The sequence below is a fragment of the Ruegeria sp. AA3 genome (assembly GCF_056542905.1).
Genome location: NZ_JBQGAQ010000001.1, coordinates 85347 through 101807, shown reverse-complemented (window position 1 = coordinate 101807; position 16461 = coordinate 85347). Strand labels below are relative to the sequence as shown.

General features: G+C 57.6%; 15 protein-coding genes and 1 riboswitch. Of the genes, 6 read left to right on the top strand and 9 right to left on the bottom strand.

What is annotated here, in order from left to right; all coding sequences use genetic code 11:
* Window positions 1–7: 7 nt before the first annotated feature.
* The gene (gene gltS, locus ACR0JR_RS00555) at window positions 8–1246 is read right to left on the bottom strand and encodes a sodium/glutamate symporter (protein ID WP_480454632.1); all 1239 of its coding nucleotides are present in this window, start codon (window positions 1244–1246) and stop codon (window positions 8–10) included.
* Window positions 1222–1743 carry a DUF6446 family protein gene (locus tag ACR0JR_RS00550; protein ID WP_480454631.1) on the bottom strand — a complete coding sequence of 174 codons (522 nt, stop codon included), beginning with the start codon at window positions 1741–1743 and terminating at the stop codon, window positions 1222–1224. The genes gltS and ACR0JR_RS00550 overlap by 25 nt, the downstream gene beginning before the upstream one ends.
* A gap of 78 nt (window positions 1744–1821) precedes the next feature.
* Between ACR0JR_RS00550 and ACR0JR_RS00545 the strand changes: the two genes are divergently transcribed.
* The gene (locus tag ACR0JR_RS00545; RefSeq protein ID WP_170583726.1) at window positions 1822–2454 is read left to right on the top strand and encodes a MarC family protein; all 633 of its coding nucleotides are present in this window, start codon (window positions 1822–1824) and stop codon (window positions 2452–2454) included.
* 8 nt (window positions 2455–2462) lie between these two features.
* On the opposite strand, the gene ACR0JR_RS00540 is transcribed toward ACR0JR_RS00545, so the two are convergent.
* Window positions 2463–3392 carry a glycine--tRNA ligase subunit alpha gene (locus tag ACR0JR_RS00540; protein WP_480454630.1) on the bottom strand — a complete coding sequence of 310 codons (930 nt, stop codon included), beginning with the start codon at window positions 3390–3392 and terminating at the stop codon, window positions 2463–2465.
* 207 nt (window positions 3393–3599) lie between these two features.
* On the opposite strand from ACR0JR_RS00540, the gene ACR0JR_RS00535 reads away from it, so the two are divergent.
* Window positions 3600–5339, top strand: coding sequence for a serine protease (locus tag ACR0JR_RS00535; protein WP_480454629.1), 1740 nt, complete (start codon window positions 3600–3602; stop codon window positions 5337–5339).
* Between the two features lie 56 nt (window positions 5340–5395).
* Here ACR0JR_RS00535 and ACR0JR_RS00530 read toward each other — a convergent pair whose 3' ends face one another.
* The 5 genes from ACR0JR_RS00530 to metZ form a co-directional block, all read right to left on the bottom strand.
* Window positions 5396–6970 (bottom strand): thiamine pyrophosphate-binding protein, encoded by a 1575-nt coding sequence (locus ACR0JR_RS00530; protein ID WP_480454628.1) that lies wholly within the window; start codon window positions 6968–6970, stop codon window positions 5396–5398.
* A complete protein-coding gene (locus tag ACR0JR_RS00525; RefSeq protein WP_319546907.1) occupies window positions 6970–8418 on the bottom strand; it encodes a TrkH family potassium uptake protein in 1449 nt (482 codons plus the stop codon). Before ACR0JR_RS00525 ends, ACR0JR_RS00530 begins: the two co-directional genes overlap by 1 nt.
* Before the next feature lie 51 nt (window positions 8419–8469).
* Window positions 8470–9237, bottom strand: coding sequence for a hypothetical protein (locus ACR0JR_RS00520; RefSeq protein WP_480454627.1), 768 nt, complete (start codon window positions 9235–9237; stop codon window positions 8470–8472).
* 281 nt (window positions 9238–9518) lie between these two features.
* Window positions 9519–10622 (bottom strand): GTP cyclohydrolase FolE2, encoded by a 1104-nt coding sequence (gene folE2, locus ACR0JR_RS00515; RefSeq protein ID WP_480454626.1) that lies wholly within the window; start codon window positions 10620–10622, stop codon window positions 9519–9521.
* A gap of 181 nt (window positions 10623–10803) precedes the next feature.
* Window positions 10804–11994, bottom strand: coding sequence for an O-succinylhomoserine sulfhydrylase (gene metZ / locus ACR0JR_RS00510; protein WP_480454624.1), 1191 nt, complete (start codon window positions 11992–11994; stop codon window positions 10804–10806).
* A 62-nt stretch (window positions 11995–12056) separates the two neighbouring features.
* Window positions 12057–12134, bottom strand: a riboswitch (SAM riboswitch).
* 129 nt (window positions 12135–12263) lie between these two features.
* Here metZ and ACR0JR_RS00505 point away from each other — a divergent pair.
* From ACR0JR_RS00505 to ACR0JR_RS00490, 4 genes are all read left to right on the top strand, one after another.
* Window positions 12264–12953: a glutathione S-transferase N-terminal domain-containing protein gene (locus tag ACR0JR_RS00505; RefSeq protein ID WP_480454623.1), complete on the top strand. Its 690-nt coding sequence runs from the start codon at window positions 12264–12266 to the stop codon at window positions 12951–12953.
* 188 nt (window positions 12954–13141) lie between these two features.
* Window positions 13142–13846, top strand: a complete 705-nt coding sequence (locus tag ACR0JR_RS00500) for a creatininase family protein (RefSeq protein WP_480454622.1) — start codon at window positions 13142–13144, stop codon at window positions 13844–13846.
* Between the two features lie 158 nt (window positions 13847–14004).
* The gene (locus ACR0JR_RS00495; RefSeq protein ID WP_480454621.1) at window positions 14005–14328 is read left to right on the top strand and encodes a 2Fe-2S iron-sulfur cluster-binding protein; all 324 of its coding nucleotides are present in this window, start codon (window positions 14005–14007) and stop codon (window positions 14326–14328) included.
* A 17-nt stretch (window positions 14329–14345) separates the two neighbouring features.
* Entirely contained in the window at window positions 14346–15050 is a 705-nt protein-coding gene (locus ACR0JR_RS00490; RefSeq protein ID WP_480454620.1) for an FG-GAP repeat domain-containing protein, read from the top strand.
* 105 nt (window positions 15051–15155) lie between these two features.
* Here the strand turns inward: ACR0JR_RS00490 and purD are convergent, their stop codons facing one another.
* Window positions 15156–16418: a phosphoribosylamine--glycine ligase gene (gene purD / locus ACR0JR_RS00485; protein ID WP_480454619.1), complete on the bottom strand. Its 1263-nt coding sequence runs from the start codon at window positions 16416–16418 to the stop codon at window positions 15156–15158.
* Between the last annotated feature and the right edge of the window lie 43 nt (window positions 16419–16461).

The window sequence follows — 16461 nt, the reverse complement described above, 5'->3', positions numbered from 1 at the left end:
TCAGTCCTTAGAAATTGACAATCGTCTGGATGACGATGGCATTGGCGATATCCACAAAGAATGCGGATACAAGGGGCAGCACGATAAAGGCAATAGGTGAAGGGCCATATCGCTTGGTTACGGCGGTCATATTCGCGATAGCGGTCGGGGTCGCACCCAATGCGAAGCCTCCGAACCCAGCGGCCAGAACGGCGGCGCGGTAATTTGATCCCATCAGAGGGAACAGTGCCCAGATCACGAACACGACTGCAAACAGCGTCTGAGCGGTCATGATCACCGCGATCGCAAGGCCCAGCTCAGCGATGGTCCACAGTTGCAGGCTCATCAGTGACATCGCCAGAAACGCCCCCAGCGCAAATTCCGAGATCAGCGCCAGCGAGGGCGTACGCGACACCGGCGGTGCATTCGGAGCAAGCGCGGAGCGCAGGTTTGCAATGACAATGCCCATGATCAGGCAGGGCACGAACAAGGGCAACTTTAGCCCGGCGGCGGTGATCGCCTCACTCAGGATGTAACCCGAGATGATCGCAAGGTTTAGGTGCAGAAGCACGCGCATGATTGTCAGATGATCAATCTCGGACTTCGGGTCGACCTCATTGGGCAGGCCCACCGTATGCTCTTCCCCCGGCCGTTCGGGGCTGAGCTCGCGCCCCTCGATCAGCAGCCGCGCAATCGGCCCACCGACCAAGGCGGCCAGCACCAGGCCCAATGTGGCCACGGCCACTCCCAATTCGGTTGCGCCACTCAGACCGGTGGCGTCTGCAACTTCGGGAGCCCAGGCGATCGCGGTCCCGTGCCCCCCGAGCAACGCAGCAGAACCGAATAGCACCCCGGCTTGCGCCGGATATCCGAACATCACGGCCCCCGCAGCGCCGATCACATTCTGCGCGACGATGGTTAGAAGCGTCAAAATCAGAAGCAATAGCAATGGCTTGCCGCCCGCGATCAAATCGGACAGACGGGCGTTCAGACCAATCCCGGCAAAGAACAGAACCAATAGGAAATCTCGCGCGGTCAAGCCAAATGACAGCTCAATGCCAAATCCAAGATACAGAGCCAACACCACCAGCGAGGCCAAAAGGCCCCCGGTCACAGGCTCGGGGATGTTGAAGCTGCGCAAGGGCGCAACGCGGGCGTTAATCTCGGCCCCCAACAGGTAAACCGCAAAGCCCAGCGTTGCGGTCAGGAACTCCGGAATTTCAACAACCGTACCCATCTGTGTCAACCCTCGGGTCTGGGTGGGCATTCCTCGCCCACAACCGTGCCGTCATAGGCCTTTTCACCGCAATTGTTCAGTGCGTGCCAGATGTAGCCTTTACCATCCTGTGTAATGGCGACGATCTGATCGACACCATAATGGATGTTCTTGGCACCCATGAAGGCCTGCGCCTGCCCTGTTTTCAACGCATCGGCAAGCGCGACCGCGTCGTAGCAGTCAAACCATCCCGGCGCAGTCAATGGCTCGGGGTTCTCGACAGGGATGAAATCCACCATCTGATCCAGCATCATCTCAGTTTCGAAACAGGCCCTATACCGGATCGGAGAGCTGTCGGCGTCAATGGCCTTGAACGCAGTATAAGCGATGGGTTCGGGCGCCTCGGCCCCTCGCGCCAGCACTACCACATCCTGGCCCGGGCGTGGCTCGACCTCATAATAGAACCCATAGACCTGCAGATAATACATCCCGGCCCCTGCCAGAACGGCAGAAATCACAAGGATCAGCGCAAGCAGTTTTCCAGTCATCGTTTACGCCGCCTCTTTCAAGTTCACAGAAAATAGGACAGGTTTCAAACTAGTACGGGCAGAATCGAGGCTACACGCATGGAAACCACCCTTGCCGTCGGATTTTTCGGCGCGTTGTTCGCGATCATGAATCCGATCACCAACCTGCCCGTGTTCCTGAGTGTTACGCAAGACCTGCCCGTTTCGGACCAACGCAAAGTGGCTGTGAAAACCGCGCTCTATTGCTTGATCCTTGGTGGAGCCTTCGCCGCAATTGGTAGTCAAGCTCTTGGGCTGTTTGGCATCAGTGTCGATGACCTGCGTGTCGCCGGTGGCCTTGTCGTCCTGATGATCGGGCTGAACATGCTGAACGGAAACGAAAGCAGCTCGCACCATGGGACCGACGGAGAAAAGAAATCCTACCCGGCTCCCGAGACGGTTGCCTTCTATCCCTTGGCCTTTCCGATACTGGTCGGGCCCGGGACGATCACGACCTTGATCCTCTACGCGCATCACATCAAGACACCGGTTGAAGCCATTGTCTATGCAGGCGTATTTCTGTTTGTCGTTGCTTTGCTGCTGGGGACGTTCTGGAATGCCTCGGCGCTGGCCAAACGGTTGTCGGACAATGCGCGCGTGATCATGAGCCGCTTCATGGGAATGATCCTTGCGGCTATCGCAATCAGCATGATCGCAGACGGCCTGAAGGCGTTGCTGCCCGGTCTGGCCTAGGTGCTGCATCAAACCTTGAACCCGGCGGCCTCGGTCTGCACGAACGCATCGGCGCATTGCTTGGCCAAAGCGCGAACGCGACCGATATAGGCCTGCCGTTCGGTCACCGAGATCACGCCTCGCGCGTCAAGCAGATTGAAGATGTGGCTGGCCTTGATGCACTGATCGTATGCAGGATGCGCCATGATGATGCGCTTGCCCGTCTTCGGGTCATCATGTTCCTGCGCCAGAATGGACGCGCATTCGGCCTCGGCCTCTTCGAAGTGGCGCAGCAGGACCTCGGTATTGGCCACATCAAAGTTCCAGCGGGCGTATTCCTCTTCGGTTTGCTTGAAGATGTCGCCATAAGATAGCGGACTAGGTGATTGCGGATCGTTGAACGGCATATCCATCACATGATCGATGCCCAGTACATACATCGCCAGACGCTCCAGCCCATAGGTCAACTCGCCCGAAACCGGCGTGCAGTCGTGGCCCCCGACCTGCTGGAAATAGGTGAACTGGCTGACTTCCATGCCATCACACCAAACTTCCCAACCCAGTCCCCACGCACCTAGAGTAGGGCTTTCCCAGTCATCCTCGACGAACCTGATATCATGCAGGTCCATGTCGATGCCGATCGCCTCAAGGCTGCCCAGATACAGCTCTTGCAGATCCGGCGGGCTGGGTTTGATCAGCACCTGATACTGATAGTAATGCTGCAACCGGTTCGGGTTCTCGCCATAGCGCCCGTCCGTCGGGCGGCGTGAGGGCTGAACGTAGGCCGCGGCCCAAGCCTGGGACCCCAAAGCACGCAGGGTGGTTGCCGGATGGAACGTACCCGCGCCAACCTCCATGTCATAGGGCTGCAGGATCGCACAGCCTTTCGACGCCCAATAGGTCTGAAGCCGCAGGATAATCTCCTGAAATGAACGAGGAGCGCTCGTGGGTTCGGTCATGACATTTCCCTTGGACGCCATTTGCGCCCTGTTTCAGTGGGTTTGGCCCTTCCTATGCAAGCCACCAAGGGGCGTCAACGGGCCAAACGGCACTGGCTGTCGCTGAGCAGCCACACCCAGAATTCCCCGTATTCCGGGCATGGCCATCGGGTCGCGATTCCGCGTACTCTGCGGCAAAGTGAAAACACTGCATAAAACGGGCAGACAATGACACGCGTATTTACGGTAATTACATTCTTTCTCTTCTTCGGTCTTCGCGCCGCTTTCGCCCAACAAGACGCCGGCGTTTGGATCCAGATTGAGGCACAGCCCTCGCTTCGCGAAGCGCAGGAGCGTGCTCAGGCTTACGCAAACGCCCTGCCAGATGTGAACGGGTTTCGCCTGAACTCGGGCTGGTATGCCATTGTAATCGGGCCATATATTCGCGATGACGCCGAGCAAGTATTGCGGGTCTACCGGGCTGAACGCCAGATACCGTCAGACAGTTTCATCGCTTTTTCCGATGCGCTGGCTCAGCAGTTCTGGCCTGTTGGAGCCAACATTCTTGAACGGGGTGTGATCAACGCACCCGTACAGCCGGAACAGCAACCAGAACAGCCAGCGATTGGTTTGAGCTTGCAGGGCGCAGACGAAACGCGTTCGGAAGCCCTGCAGGGTGAACGCCTGCTGACGGCTCAGGAACGCAAGGACCTGCAGACTGCGCTGCAGGCGGCCGGGTTCTACAACTCGACCATCGACGGTGCGTTTGGTCAGGGTACTCGTCGCTCGATGAGCGATTGGCAAAGCTTCAACGGGTTTGAGGCAACTGGCGTTCTGACAACATTGCAGCGCAAGACGCTGATGGACGACTACAACGCACCGCTGATCAGCGCCGGCATGGCGCGATATTCCGACGTTCAAGCCGGGATCGAGTTGGACATGCCTCTGGGCGTGTTAGCATTTGACCGCTATGAAGCCCCCTTTGCGCATTTTAAACCCGCCTCGGATTTGAACGCCCAAGCGCTGTTGATCAGCCAGGAAGGTTCACCCGCCACCCTTCGGGCGCTGTATCAAGTGATGCAATCGCTTGAGATTGTTCCGCTTGATGGCGAACGCGCCTTACGCGGTAACAGTTTTACGATAGAGGGGCGCAGCCAGGGAATAACCTCGTACACTCAGGCGGCCTTGAAGGACGGGAAGATCAAGGGATTCACTCTGGTTTGGCCTGAAGGCGATGAAGCGCGACGCGCCCGCGTTCTGGCCGCAATGCGCGCTAGCTTCACCCCCACGGATGCGGTGCTCGATGCCAGTGCCGGGGCGGAGGCCGAACAACGCATTGATCTGGTTTCGGGTCTTCAAGTCCGCAAACCGCGACTGTCGCGATCCGGATTCTACGCCGATAGCAACGGGACAGTCCTGACTGTTTCGGAGGCTTCCGACAGCTGTAGCCGCATCACTCTGGACGGTGGTCAGGAAGTTCAGGTCGCATGGCAAGACGCTGATCTTGGCGTTTCCGTTCTGCGCCCCAGCCAGACATTGGCCCCAATCAGCGTCGCCGAATTCCAATCAGACCAACCCCGCATTCAGTCTCAGGTTGCGGTTTCGGGCTTTTCTTACGAAGGCGCTTTGGGCGCCCCCACCCTGACCTTTGGCGAGATCGCCGATATTCGCGGCTTGAACGGCGAAGATGGTGTCAAACGTTTGGCGCTGACCTCGCAGCCCGGGGATGCGGGCGGGCCGGTCTTTGATGACAGCGGCAACGTGGTCGGCATGCTGTTACCCCCCCCATCTGAGGGACGCACCCTGCCCGACTCGGTTAGCTTTGCAGCAAACGTCGATCGTCTGACCGAAGTCCTGAACAAGGCGGGTGTTTCCGGCCAAACCGCACAAAACTCGACCCAGATCTCACCAAACGAGCTAAGCCGCCGGGCCAGTGGAATGACTGTATTAGTTCATTGCTGGGACTGAATATCTGACATCACTTAAAAGGCGCTGGACCGAGGTGCAGCGCCTTTTTTCATGCCTCACAGAATTTCCGGCGTAATTCTGATCAGAGTTGGACCGTCAGCAGTAAACGCCTTGCGAACTGCCGCCTGCATCTCATCCAGATTACTCGGTTCTGCCGATCGGGCCCCGAAGGCCTCGGCCAGTTTGCAGAAATCCGGATTGCGCGCGATCACCGCGTTGGGCGCGATCTGACTGCGCACCATGCTATCTTCGATCGCTTTCAGCTTGCCATTGTCCCACAGAATAATGGGCAGAGGCAGGCCCAACTCCACTGCGACGCCAAGCTCTTGCATCGTGTAGTGGAAACCATAGTCGCCCGCGATCACCGCTGTGGGTTTTCCACGTCGCGCCATGGCACCACCGATGCCTGCGGGCAGAGCATATCCCAGTGTGCCGAACCCAGTTGGGTGATGCCAGTGATAAGGATAATGCATGTCCCAGATCTCTTTCGAGACATAAGCGAACTGCGTCATATCCGAATAGATCATCGTCTCGACCGGCATCGCCTCGCGCAGCGCGTCGGACACCTGAACGATGCCCGGTAGTTCGGCGTTGATTTCCGCAAGCCAGCGCGCGCGTGCCTCACTTACTTCATCCTGAGACCATCCGCCTGCCGGTTGAACCTTTTCGACGGATTGCCACAACGCATATGCGAAGCTTTCGCCATCAGCCTGAATCTTGGCTGTCGCCCTATGGTGGTCGGACAACACTTCGGGGTCGAGATCAACGCGTACCAGCTGGGCGGAATGGCCCAATCGATCACGCCACAAATCAACCTCTCCCAGCTCTGCCCCGACAACAACAACAAGATCGGCCGAAGCGATGACTTCTGCGCTGCCCGGACGAGGCAACATCGATCCGAAATCCAGCGGATAGTTGGCCCCAACAAGCCCTCGTCCGGCAAATGTGGTGAAACAGGCAGCACCTAGCTCCGTCAGGATCTGCCGCCACAGGTTGGAGCGACTACCACCGCCTAGAATGAACAATGGCCGCTGCGCAATATTGAGCAAAGACAAAACAGGAGCGACATCGGGCGGCAACGCCTTGGTACGCAAGGCTGGTTGGTTCGGGAATGGTGCCGGCTCAGCTTCAGCTTCCAGCTGAGCAATCGGGATCTGGATATGCTTGGGCCGTGGTCGCGACAACTCAAAGTCTTCGAACGCTCGTTCAACCAACCGATATGCGGACTGCGCATCGTCTGCCTGGCAGGACCAGTCTGCCACGGTGTCCGCTGCGCCGCGTTGATCTTTCATCTGGTGCAACTGTCCACGCCGTGACTGAACATCGTCAAGGCAAGAGGACAACACCAGCATTGGAACTGAATCCGAATAGGCCTGGCCCATTGGCGTCATGATGTTGCACAGGCCAGGACCGGTGATCACATAAGCCACACCAGGCTTGCCAGAGGCGCGCGCGTATCCATCAGCCATGAACCCAGCGCCTTGTTCATGGCGCGCCAGTACATGCGTTATGCCAGCTTCTTCGATACCACGGTACATTTCTTGATTATGAACGCCGGGAATTCCAAAAATCACATCAACGCCGCGATCTTTCAACATGTGCGATATCTGCGCACCAAGCGGTCGCTTCATTAGTCTCTCCAGAATTGAACAGTAAATATTGCGTAAACGGCAAGCAGCTCTAGCCGCCCAACCAACATACCTACAATAAGCATCCATTTCGCGCTGTCGTTGAGCCCGGCAAAGTTTCCTGCAGGGCCGATCTGATCACCCAGCCCAGGACCCACATTGGCCAGTGCAGTTGCGGCACCCGAAACCGAGGTTATAAAGTCCAGTCCAGTCAATGCCAGAGCCCATGACAGCACCCCCATCGAAAGTGCGAAGAACATAAAATAGCTCATGACCGAGGTCAGAACATCGCGCCCGATGGGTCGCCCGTCATATCGCGGCACGAACACACCATGCGGAGACCGGATGCGGCTGATCTGCGTTTTGATCGAGGCAAACAGCAGCTGATAGCGGAACACCTTGATCGAACATGCGGTAGAGCCCGCACAACCGCCAATTAGGCCGATCAGGAAGAACAGCATGATCGGGAAGCTGCCCCAGCCCATATAATCAACGCTGGCATAGCCGGTACCCGAGATGATCGAAGTGATATTGAACAGCGACTCGCGGAACGCTTGTTCCCAATGGTGTGGAAAGACCGATGTCAGGAATATCGACATGAGAACCACAAGAACCGCAATCGTTGCCAGAAATGCCCTGATCTGACTGTCTTGCCAAAGCGAACTCGTATTGCCATTGGCAAATTGGACATAGCGTACGAATGGCAAGGCCGCGAGGATCATAAAAACGGCGGCGGCGTATTCGGCAGGTCCCGAAAAAGTCCCGAATGATGCATCATAGTTAGAGAACCCGCCGGTGGAAATCGTGGTCAGCGCATGGACCAGAGCGTCAAAGAAGTTCATCCCAAGACCGGCATATACGAGGATGCAGACGACTGTGAGAACGACATAGATCAGGGAAATCTGACCTGCAATTTCTTGCGCACGAGGAAGGATCTTCCCCATGGTTTCAAATCCTTCCGAGCGGAAGATCTGCATTCCGCCTACGCGCAGTTCGGGCAGGAACACCATTGCGACAACGATGATGCCAATGCCACCCAGCCATTGCAGGACCCCCCGCCACAACAACAGGCCACGTGGCAGATCATCCAGCCCCGAGATCACAGTCGACCCGGTAGTGGTCAGCCCCGACATCGCCTCGAAATAAGCATCAACAAAGCGGAGCTCGGTCTCGCCGAACACAAAGGGTATGGCGCCAAAAACCGGCAACGCCACCCAGACGCCCGAAGTCAGCAAAAAGGTCTGACGGATGGTCAGACCTTCGCCCACCCCGTTCGAACAACTCATCGCAAGAACGCTGCCGGTCAGCAGCGTGATGATCGCGCTTTCAAAGAAAACATGCCACTCGCCCCGCCCCTCGATCATGTCGACAAGCATGGGCAGCAGCATGGTCGCCCCTAGAATGGCGACCAGCAGGCCAATCACATATCCGACCGGGCGAAGATCCATCATGACGGGCAGCGTTGGCGCGCCAACCCGACGGTGTCAAGCAGATGATCGGCGTTAACTGTCGGATTTTGCCTCAGAGCCCGGCATCGCGGGTCGCTTCGACGGGGCGCGTGCACGACGCTGCGCTGGTTTGGCCTGCTCAGCCGACGCAGCTGCCGGTTTCTGCGGCGCAGGCTTTGCTGCGGCAGGTTTCGGGGCCACTGTGACCTGAGGCGCAGCTTTGGCCGGCGCGGGCTTTGCGGGGGCAGGCTTAGCTGCCGCAGGTGCCTTGGGCGCAGCTTTTGCCGTGTTTGCCGATGCTTTCGGCGCTGCAACTGCCGGTTTTGCCTTGGCCTGTGCGGAGGATTTGAACTCCGCGACCGGCTTGGCCGCCGTTGATACTGGCTTGGCCGCTTTCGAGGCGGGTTTCGCAGGCACCTTGGACTTGGCCGGTGCTGCTTTCACAGCCGGTTTGGCCGCCGGAGTTGCCTTGGGTGCAGGGGCCGCAACCTTAGGAGCCGCCGCTTTCTGCACTGGTACCACCGCAGGCTTAGCCGCCGCCTTTGGCTTTGGTGCCGCTGTGGGTTTCGGCGCGGCTTTAGGCTTTGCTGCAACCTTGGCTTTTGCAGCAAGTCTTGCTGGCTTTCGCGTTGCTGGTGTCGCCGCTTTGCGGGCAACCGGTGCGGGTGCCTCTGATGTCTTCAGTCCGTGCAGAGGTGTCATCGGCAGATCAAAAGCCGCGCGGGTCATGATCTGCATGATCTCAATCTGACTGGCCATTGCGTAACCGGCCATCCGGATGGCCGCTGCCTGAAACTCAAGCGGTTGAGTAATCGGATTCATTGCATGTCTCTCCTGATAAAACCGAGGCAGCGGGAAAATGAGTAAAAGACCCCACCCGCCCCAATCGTCCGGGCGGATTTGCAGGTTGGCGGTCCAAGGCGTTGCACGTCCCGGCTTCCTTTCGGGCTGCACCATCCGGATTTTGCGGAGGCGCAGCAGCTGCACTCAGGGGCAACCTATCGCAAATTGAGGTGCAGATGCAGCATTATTTGCTGCATTGCGGCAAAAAAGCGCCCATGCGGGATTTATGATCGTTTTTCCAGCAGCTTCCGTGGGGTCAGTCAGCCCACATGAAACAGCGTCGTGAACAAACGCGGGTCCAGACTAGCCGTTTCGAACGTTGGACCTTCGGTCAAAATCGAGACCGCATCATGGCTGTGCAGGCTTTCCTGATGGCTGGCAATCACGCGGAAATCGCCGACATGATGATCGGCCTGCAACTCGGCGCAGAACAGACGCGCGGCATCTTCAACGAAAATGGGATTGGCCGCATTCAGCTCAGCAAATGCCTGTTCATCCTCGCGCTTGACCATCACCTGCGTTTCGGTCGGCACCGCACGGCGACAGAGCGCGATCAGATCTTCGAACCACAGGCAATCCGCGTTGCAATCTACCACGACCGAAATGCGCGCGACTGAACGCTGCGAGTGCGGCGTTGCCAACTGCCCACGTGTGGCGCGTGCGTGTTCGCTAAGTTCCAGTGAACAGGGGCATGTGGACGAATAGACATAGTCGAGATGCATGATCTTTAGACGCTCTCCGCCCCGATCAACCAGTTCCAGCGCGATGTCGTAATACTGGTAACCGGACAATCCCGAACGCAGGCTCTCGATCCGGTCGGGATAGGAAAACCGCATCTGAATCCGCGCATCCAAACTGTCCAGATCGGACAGATAGTCGTTCAGCGCTGCCTCCATCACCTCAAAACTAAAGGTGCGCTCGGCGTGCTTGTAGAAAGACCGCATGATCCGGGACATGTTGATGCCCTTCTTTTCGGCCTCAAGGCTGACAGATCCGGTGACCGAGGTCTCTAGTGTCAGCTCGGCACCGCTTTTGCGGTGGAACCGGATCGGCAGGCGAAAATTCGAGATGCCGACATGCTGGATCTGCTGCTTCGACCCCCGGATCAGGCTGGACGGCCCGTTCTGCAAATCGGGCAAGGTGGCCCTGTAGGCTACATCTGCCTCAAAGCTTTCGGGATAGTCGCGCGACAAAGCAGGATATTCCGCCTGAGACAGCCCCGGAACAAGCTGCGCCACCGCCGGATCAAGCTGGCTGATTTCGGCCGTCGAGGCCGATTTCGCCCATTCCCGCAGTACCTTTAGCGCTGCGGCGGCCTGATCGTGATCGGGTGTCTCGTTAATGTCGCGCGGATGAATGTTCATAGGCACGGATCCCTTGCTAGGCCGACGGTTATATACCACCGAGGTTTAATTACCAGTCCTGAACGATACGCGCGGGATAGCAGCCCGGATCGAAATTCGAGGCGAGAAATCGTCACATTACAACCAAAAGCGCCGGATCAGGCGGTTCACACCCGCCTGACCATGAATTCCTGGCGCGGCGCTAGCCCTGAGATACCTCCAGCGCGCGCTGGATATCCGCCAGCAGATCCCCGGCATCCTCAAGCCCGACCGACAGGCGGATCAGGCCCGGCGTAATTCCCAACTCATCGCGTTGTTCTTCGCTCAGGCGCTGATGCGTGGTGGTGGCCGGGTGCGTCGCGATCGACTTGGCGTCACCCAAATTGTTCGAGATCACCGGGATCGTGAGCGCATTCAGGAACGCAAACGCTGCGGCTTTGCCGCCTTTGATATCCAGCGACAGAACCGTGCCGCCTTTGCCGCCCAACTGATCCTGCACCAATGCGTTCTGCGGGTGCGTCTTAAGGCCAGGGAACAGTGTCCTCTCTAGTGCGGGGTGCCCTTCAAGCGCCTCAGCAATCTTCTGGGCGCTGTCTGCCTGCGCATTCACGCGCAGGGCCATGGTTTCAAGACCTTTGACCATGATCCAGGCGTTAAACGGGCTCAGTGCACCGCCGGTGTGTTTCATGTAGGGTTCGACCGTGCCACGGATGAAATCTTTGGTGCCGATGATCACACCGCCCAGCGCGCGGCCCTGCCCGTCAATATGCTTGGTTGCCGAATAGACAACCACATCCGCGCCCTGCTCAATCGCGCGCGAGAACACCGGCGTCGAAAATACGTTGTCTACGATTACAACGGCACCAACGGCGTGGGCTAGTTTCGACACACCGGCGATATCGATCACCTCAAGCGTCGGGTTCGACATGGATTCGAAGAATACCGCCTTGGTGTCAGGTCGGAGCGCGGCCTCCCATGCGGCCAGATCGGTACCGTCCACAAACGTCACCTCAACACCGAACCGTGTCAGGATGTTTTCAAGGATATACAGGCAGGACCCAAACAGAGCTTTGGCTGAAACCACATGGTCGCCAGCTTTCAACATCGAAGTCAGCGCACCATTGACGGCCGCCATGCCCGAGGCGGTGGCAAAAGCATCCTCGCCACCTTCCAAAGCCGCTATACGTTGCTCGAACATCGAAACGGTGGGGTTGCCGTAGCGGGCATAGATGAACTCATCCGGGCCGCTTTCGATAAACCGGGCCTCGGCCTGCTCAGCGTTTTCGTAGACAAACCCTTGAGTCAGAAAGATCGCCTCGGAAACCTCATTGTACTGACTGCGACGGATGCCGCCATGGACGGCTTGGGTGCGTTTGTTCCAGCTCTCGCTCATCTCATTCCTTTCAGCCCCGCTTGGGAGGTAAACAAAAAACCCCAGACGCGGCCAAGCGAAAGGGGTCTTTCATCCTGACCTTTTAGCGGTGTTGTTTAGCGTGGCCCGCAATCCGGTAACAAATCGCCACGTGGTAGGCATGCGTTTACGCCCCGTCCCAGGCCTCGTCAAGCCCGTCCCGCTTCGGGTCACGCTTTCGTAAATGGCCCGAGCAGGCTCTTGCCGTTTGCTCAAAAAGCTTCATCATCGCTTCAACCTGAGGAGGCCCCATGATCGATCTGTATTTCTGGCCCACGCCCAACGGCTGGAAGGTGTCCATCGCGCTGGAAGAGATGGAACTGCCCTACAAAACCCACCTGATCAACATCGGCAAAGGCGACCAGTTCGACCCCGAATTCCTGAAAATCTCTCCTAACAACCGCATGCCCGCTATCGTCGATCCGGATGGCCCCGGCGGCGAGCCCGTTTCCGTTTTCGAAAGCGGCGCGATCCTGATGTATCTCGCCCGCAAGACTGGGCGCTTTTATGGCAAAACCGAGCGCGACCGGATTGCAGTCGAGGAATGGCTCATGTGGCAAATGGGCGGTGTCGGTCCGATGGCAGGGCAAGCGCACCACTTCCTGAAATACGCCCCGAAACTGGAGCCGCCGCAAGACCTTCCCTATCCAAAAGACCGCTATCGCACCGAGGTCGGGCGTCTATACGGCGTTCTGGACAGGCGTCTGGCCGAAAATGAATTTGTTGCGGGTGATTTCTACTCGATCGCCGACATGTCGATCTGGGGCTGGGCGAGCTTGTGGGAGGGTCAGCAGCAGGTACTGAAGGACAAACCGCATTTCGCTCGTTGGTTGGATATGATGGGCACCCGCCCCGGCGTTCAGGCAGGTCGCGCGCTGCATGCCGAGCTAAGGGGGGATCACGGGGACAAAAAATCCCAGGGGATCTTGTTCAATCGGTGAATTCGTTGTCTTTGTCCTGACCCGATTAGTGGGTTCCATCATCATTTATAAAAGGAATGAATATGTGCCAGGCACGTTTGCGCAGAACCATTTGGGCGGTGTGCATTGTCGGGGCAGTGCTCATAACCGCCAGCTTGATGTGGATACAGCAAAAGTCAGACCCGACCAACGATCTTTTTCTTGAACATATGACCTGGCCAGAAGTGTATGCCGCGCTTGAGGAAGGCTACAGAACAGTCATCATCCCCACAGGAGGAACCGAACAGAATGGTCCCGACGTCACTTTGGGAAAACACAATTTCGTTGTCGAATATGCCAGTCGGGAAATTGCCGAACAAATGGGCAATACTCTGATCGCACCGGTGATCCGCTATGTACCTGAAGGTGACGTTGCCCCCAACCCCACAGGACACATGCAATGGCCGGGTACAATTTCATTGCCCGAACCGGTCTTTCAGCAGGTGCTAGAAGCAACAATCCGCAGCCTCGCCTCTCACGGGTTCAAGGAGATCCTCCTGATCGGCGACAGCGGGGGAAATCAGGCAGCGCAGTCCCGTGCCGCCACTTCAACCAGCCTTGAATTAGCGACAACCGGGGTAATCGTTCAGCATGTCTCTGACTATTATGAGAAAAATGGCCAGATCGCATTTCTGGAAGATCAAGGTTTCAGTGCAGAGCAAATCGGCAATCATGCTGCGTTGCGGGACACCTCCGAGCTCATGTATGTCAATGCAGATGAAGTCGGTCGCTCACGAGCACCGGTTCCTCCTGGTTGGAGCGCAGGATTCGACGGTCAACCTGACCTCGCGACGCGCGAAATCGGCAAACAAATGGTTCAGCTTAAGGTGGACGCCGCGTTGAAACAGATACAGCGCCGAAGGGACGCAAATTAATAATGCACCCTTTCATAATCAAAGCAGCGATGAGAACAAAAATGGAATTCTCACCAGGAGAATCCAAGCTCAATACGATGAGACGCAAATGAGACTGGAAACATCAGGCTCCCTTCACTAAGGAAGAGTTCGACAACCGAAAAAGGAAGACGCACGCAATGGCAAAGATCACCTATGTCGAGCATGGCGGTACCGAACATACAGTCGAGGTCGCCAACGGACTGACAGTCATGGAAGGGGCCCGTGACAACAATATTCCCGGCATTGAGGCCGATTGCGGTGGCGCCTGCGCCTGCTCGACCTGCCATGTCTATGTTCACCCCGACTGGGTCGAAAAAATCCCGACCAAGGACGACATGGAAGAAGACATGCTGGACTTTGCCTATGAGCCCGACCCTGAGCGCTCGCGCCTGACCTGCCAGATCAAGGTCACCGATGCGCTGGACGGGCTGGTTGTCCAGATGCCCGAAAAACAAATCTGATGCCTTCCTGGTCGGTCATGGCCCTAGCAATCGCGCTGGGGATTTGTCCGATCAAAGCTCAGTCACAGCAACCATGGCAGTATGAGCCATTGGAATCGGCGGAATACGCCGAACCCACGGCTCGATACCCGCACGGCGTGCTCGGTGATCAGATCGAATACGGCGCGCTTGTATTGCAATACGCACCCAATTCGGCGCGATACACAATCCGCCTGCCCATGGAACGGGTCTTTGAAGATATTAAGCCGCGTCTTGTCGACATAGACAATGACGGCCGTCGCGAAGCGCTTGTGGTTGAAAGCCATCGTGACAAAGGTGCCCGGCTCGCAATTTACAATGGCGGCGGTCTAATCGCCGCCACCCGGTATATCGGAACACGGAATCGTTGGCTTGCCCCCATCGGCGCCGCCGACCTCGATGGTGACGGCCATATCGAGATCGCCTATGTCGACCGCCCACACCTCGCTAAAACCCTGCGCATCTGGCGATTTGAAAACGGCACCCTGACCGAAATCCAGTCCATCCCCAGCCTCACCAACCACAAAATCGGTGAGGACTTCATCTCGGGCGGCCTACGTCAATGCGACGGTGCCCCAGAGTTAATCGTTGCAAACGCGAACTGGACGCGCATCATCAGCGTCTCATACCAAAACGGCTGGCAAACCGCTGATCTCGGTCCGCTCAGAAAACGCGATGACTTGACCGCAGCGCTAAAGTGCTGATCCCGTCTTCATCTGGCCATAAATATCCTGGGGGTGAGGCCAAAGGTCGAGGGGCAATGCCCCATACTCGCAAACAATCAAGTCGGGCATAGCCCAGCAATCAGATCACAGCGCACGCCAACCGATATCACGGCGATAGAACCCTTCAGGCCAATCCACACCTTTTACCATCGCATAGGCCCGGTCTCGCGCCTCTTGCAGTGTGTCCCCGCGTGCGGTCACGTTAAGAACCCGACCGCCTGTTGCCTGAACCTGCCCCTCAGCCGCCTTAGTACCCGCATGGAAGACCATGTTCCGACTGTCCTCGGGCAGGTCCTCCAATCCCTTGATTGCAGTGCCTTTCTCGTAGGTGCCGGGATATCCTTTTGCGGCCATCACGACGGTGATCGCGTGGTCCTCAGCCCAGTTCACGCGCGTCTCACCCAGCCGCCCTTCGGCCGCAGCGTGCATCAGATCCATCGCCTGCGCGCCCAGCCGCATCATCAAAACTTGGCATTCCGGATCGCCAAAACGCACGTTGTATTCCACCAGCTTGGGCTGACCATCCTTGATCATCAGCCCTGCATAAAGCACACCCTGAAATGGCGTCCCCCGCCGCGTCATTTCAGCCACGGTCGGGCGCACGATCTGATCCATTGCACGGGCCTCAATCTCGGCACTCAAAACAGGGGCCGGAGAATACGCACCCATGCCGCCGGTGTTCAGTCCGGTATCCCCCTCTCCCACACGCTTGTGGTCCTGAGCCGTGCCAATCGACAGGATATCCTCACCATCACAGAGAACGAAAAGCGAAGCCTCCTCGCCCTCCATGAATTCTTCGATCACAACTTCAGCCCCCGCGCCACCGAATGCACCGCCGAACATGTCATCAATGGCGTCCAGCGCGGTTTGCTCATCCATTGCAACGATCACGCCCTTCCCGGCAGCCAGACCATCGGCCTTGACCACGATCGGGGCACCCTGTGCGCGGATATAAGCCTTGGCTGGTTCTGCTTCCGTGAACCGGGCATAACCCGCTGTAGGCGCGCCGGATGCGTCACAGATTTCCTTGGTGAAACTTTTTGAGGCCTCTAACCGCGCCGCTTCGGCTGACGGACCAAAGACCAGAACGCCTGCTTCACGCAACCGATCAGCAACCCCCGCCGCCAAAGGAGCCTCAGGGCCGACAATTACGAAATCAATCGCGTTTTCTTCGGCAAAACTGACGACTGCCCCACCATTCTCGATATCCAGCGCAGCACAATCTGCGATCTGCGCGATCCCGGCGTTACCCGGCGCCACAATCAGGCGATCACATTTAGGATTCTGCATCACCGCCCAGGCAAGGCTGTGTTCGCGCCCGCCGCTGCCGAGAATGAGGATATTCATGAAACGCTCCGATCTGCTTGGCCTTGCCTGCGCGGCGTTCTAA

What these genes read in the sequence shown, in the direction of transcription:
- gltS (WP_480454632.1), bottom strand. Translation starts at nt 1,246, where the DNA reads ATGCCCACCCAGACCCGAGGGTTGACACAGATGGGTACGGTTGTTGAA.
- ACR0JR_RS00550 (WP_480454631.1), bottom strand. Translation starts at nt 1,743, where the DNA reads ATGACTGGAAAACTGCTTGCGCTGATCCTTGTGATTTCTGCCGTTCTG.
- ACR0JR_RS00545 (WP_170583726.1), top strand. Translation starts at nt 1,822, where the DNA reads ATGGAAACCACCCTTGCCGTCGGATTTTTCGGCGCGTTGTTCGCGATC.
- ACR0JR_RS00540 (WP_480454630.1), bottom strand. Translation starts at nt 3,392, where the DNA reads ATGACCGAACCCACGAGCGCTCCTCGTTCATTTCAGGAGATTATCCTG.
- ACR0JR_RS00535 (WP_480454629.1), top strand. Translation starts at nt 3,600, where the DNA reads ATGACACGCGTATTTACGGTAATTACATTCTTTCTCTTCTTCGGTCTT.
- ACR0JR_RS00530 (WP_480454628.1), bottom strand. Translation starts at nt 6,970, where the DNA reads ATGAAGCGACCGCTTGGTGCGCAGATATCGCACATGTTGAAAGATCGC.
- ACR0JR_RS00525 (WP_319546907.1), bottom strand. Translation starts at nt 8,418, where the DNA reads ATGATGGATCTTCGCCCGGTCGGATATGTGATTGGCCTGCTGGTCGCC.
- ACR0JR_RS00520 (WP_480454627.1), bottom strand. Translation starts at nt 9,237, where the DNA reads ATGAATCCGATTACTCAACCGCTTGAGTTTCAGGCAGCGGCCATCCGG.
- folE2 (WP_480454626.1), bottom strand. Translation starts at nt 10,622, where the DNA reads ATGAACATTCATCCGCGCGACATTAACGAGACACCCGATCACGATCAG.
- metZ (WP_480454624.1), bottom strand. Translation starts at nt 11,994, where the DNA reads ATGAGCGAGAGCTGGAACAAACGCACCCAAGCCGTCCATGGCGGCATC.
- ACR0JR_RS00505 (WP_480454623.1), top strand. Translation starts at nt 12,264, where the DNA reads ATGATCGATCTGTATTTCTGGCCCACGCCCAACGGCTGGAAGGTGTCC.
- ACR0JR_RS00500 (WP_480454622.1), top strand. Translation starts at nt 13,142, where the DNA reads ATGACCTGGCCAGAAGTGTATGCCGCGCTTGAGGAAGGCTACAGAACA.
- ACR0JR_RS00495 (WP_480454621.1), top strand. Translation starts at nt 14,005, where the DNA reads ATGGCAAAGATCACCTATGTCGAGCATGGCGGTACCGAACATACAGTC.
- ACR0JR_RS00490 (WP_480454620.1), top strand. Translation starts at nt 14,346, where the DNA reads ATGGCCCTAGCAATCGCGCTGGGGATTTGTCCGATCAAAGCTCAGTCA.
- purD (WP_480454619.1), bottom strand. Translation starts at nt 16,418, where the DNA reads ATGAATATCCTCATTCTCGGCAGCGGCGGGCGCGAACACAGCCTTGCC.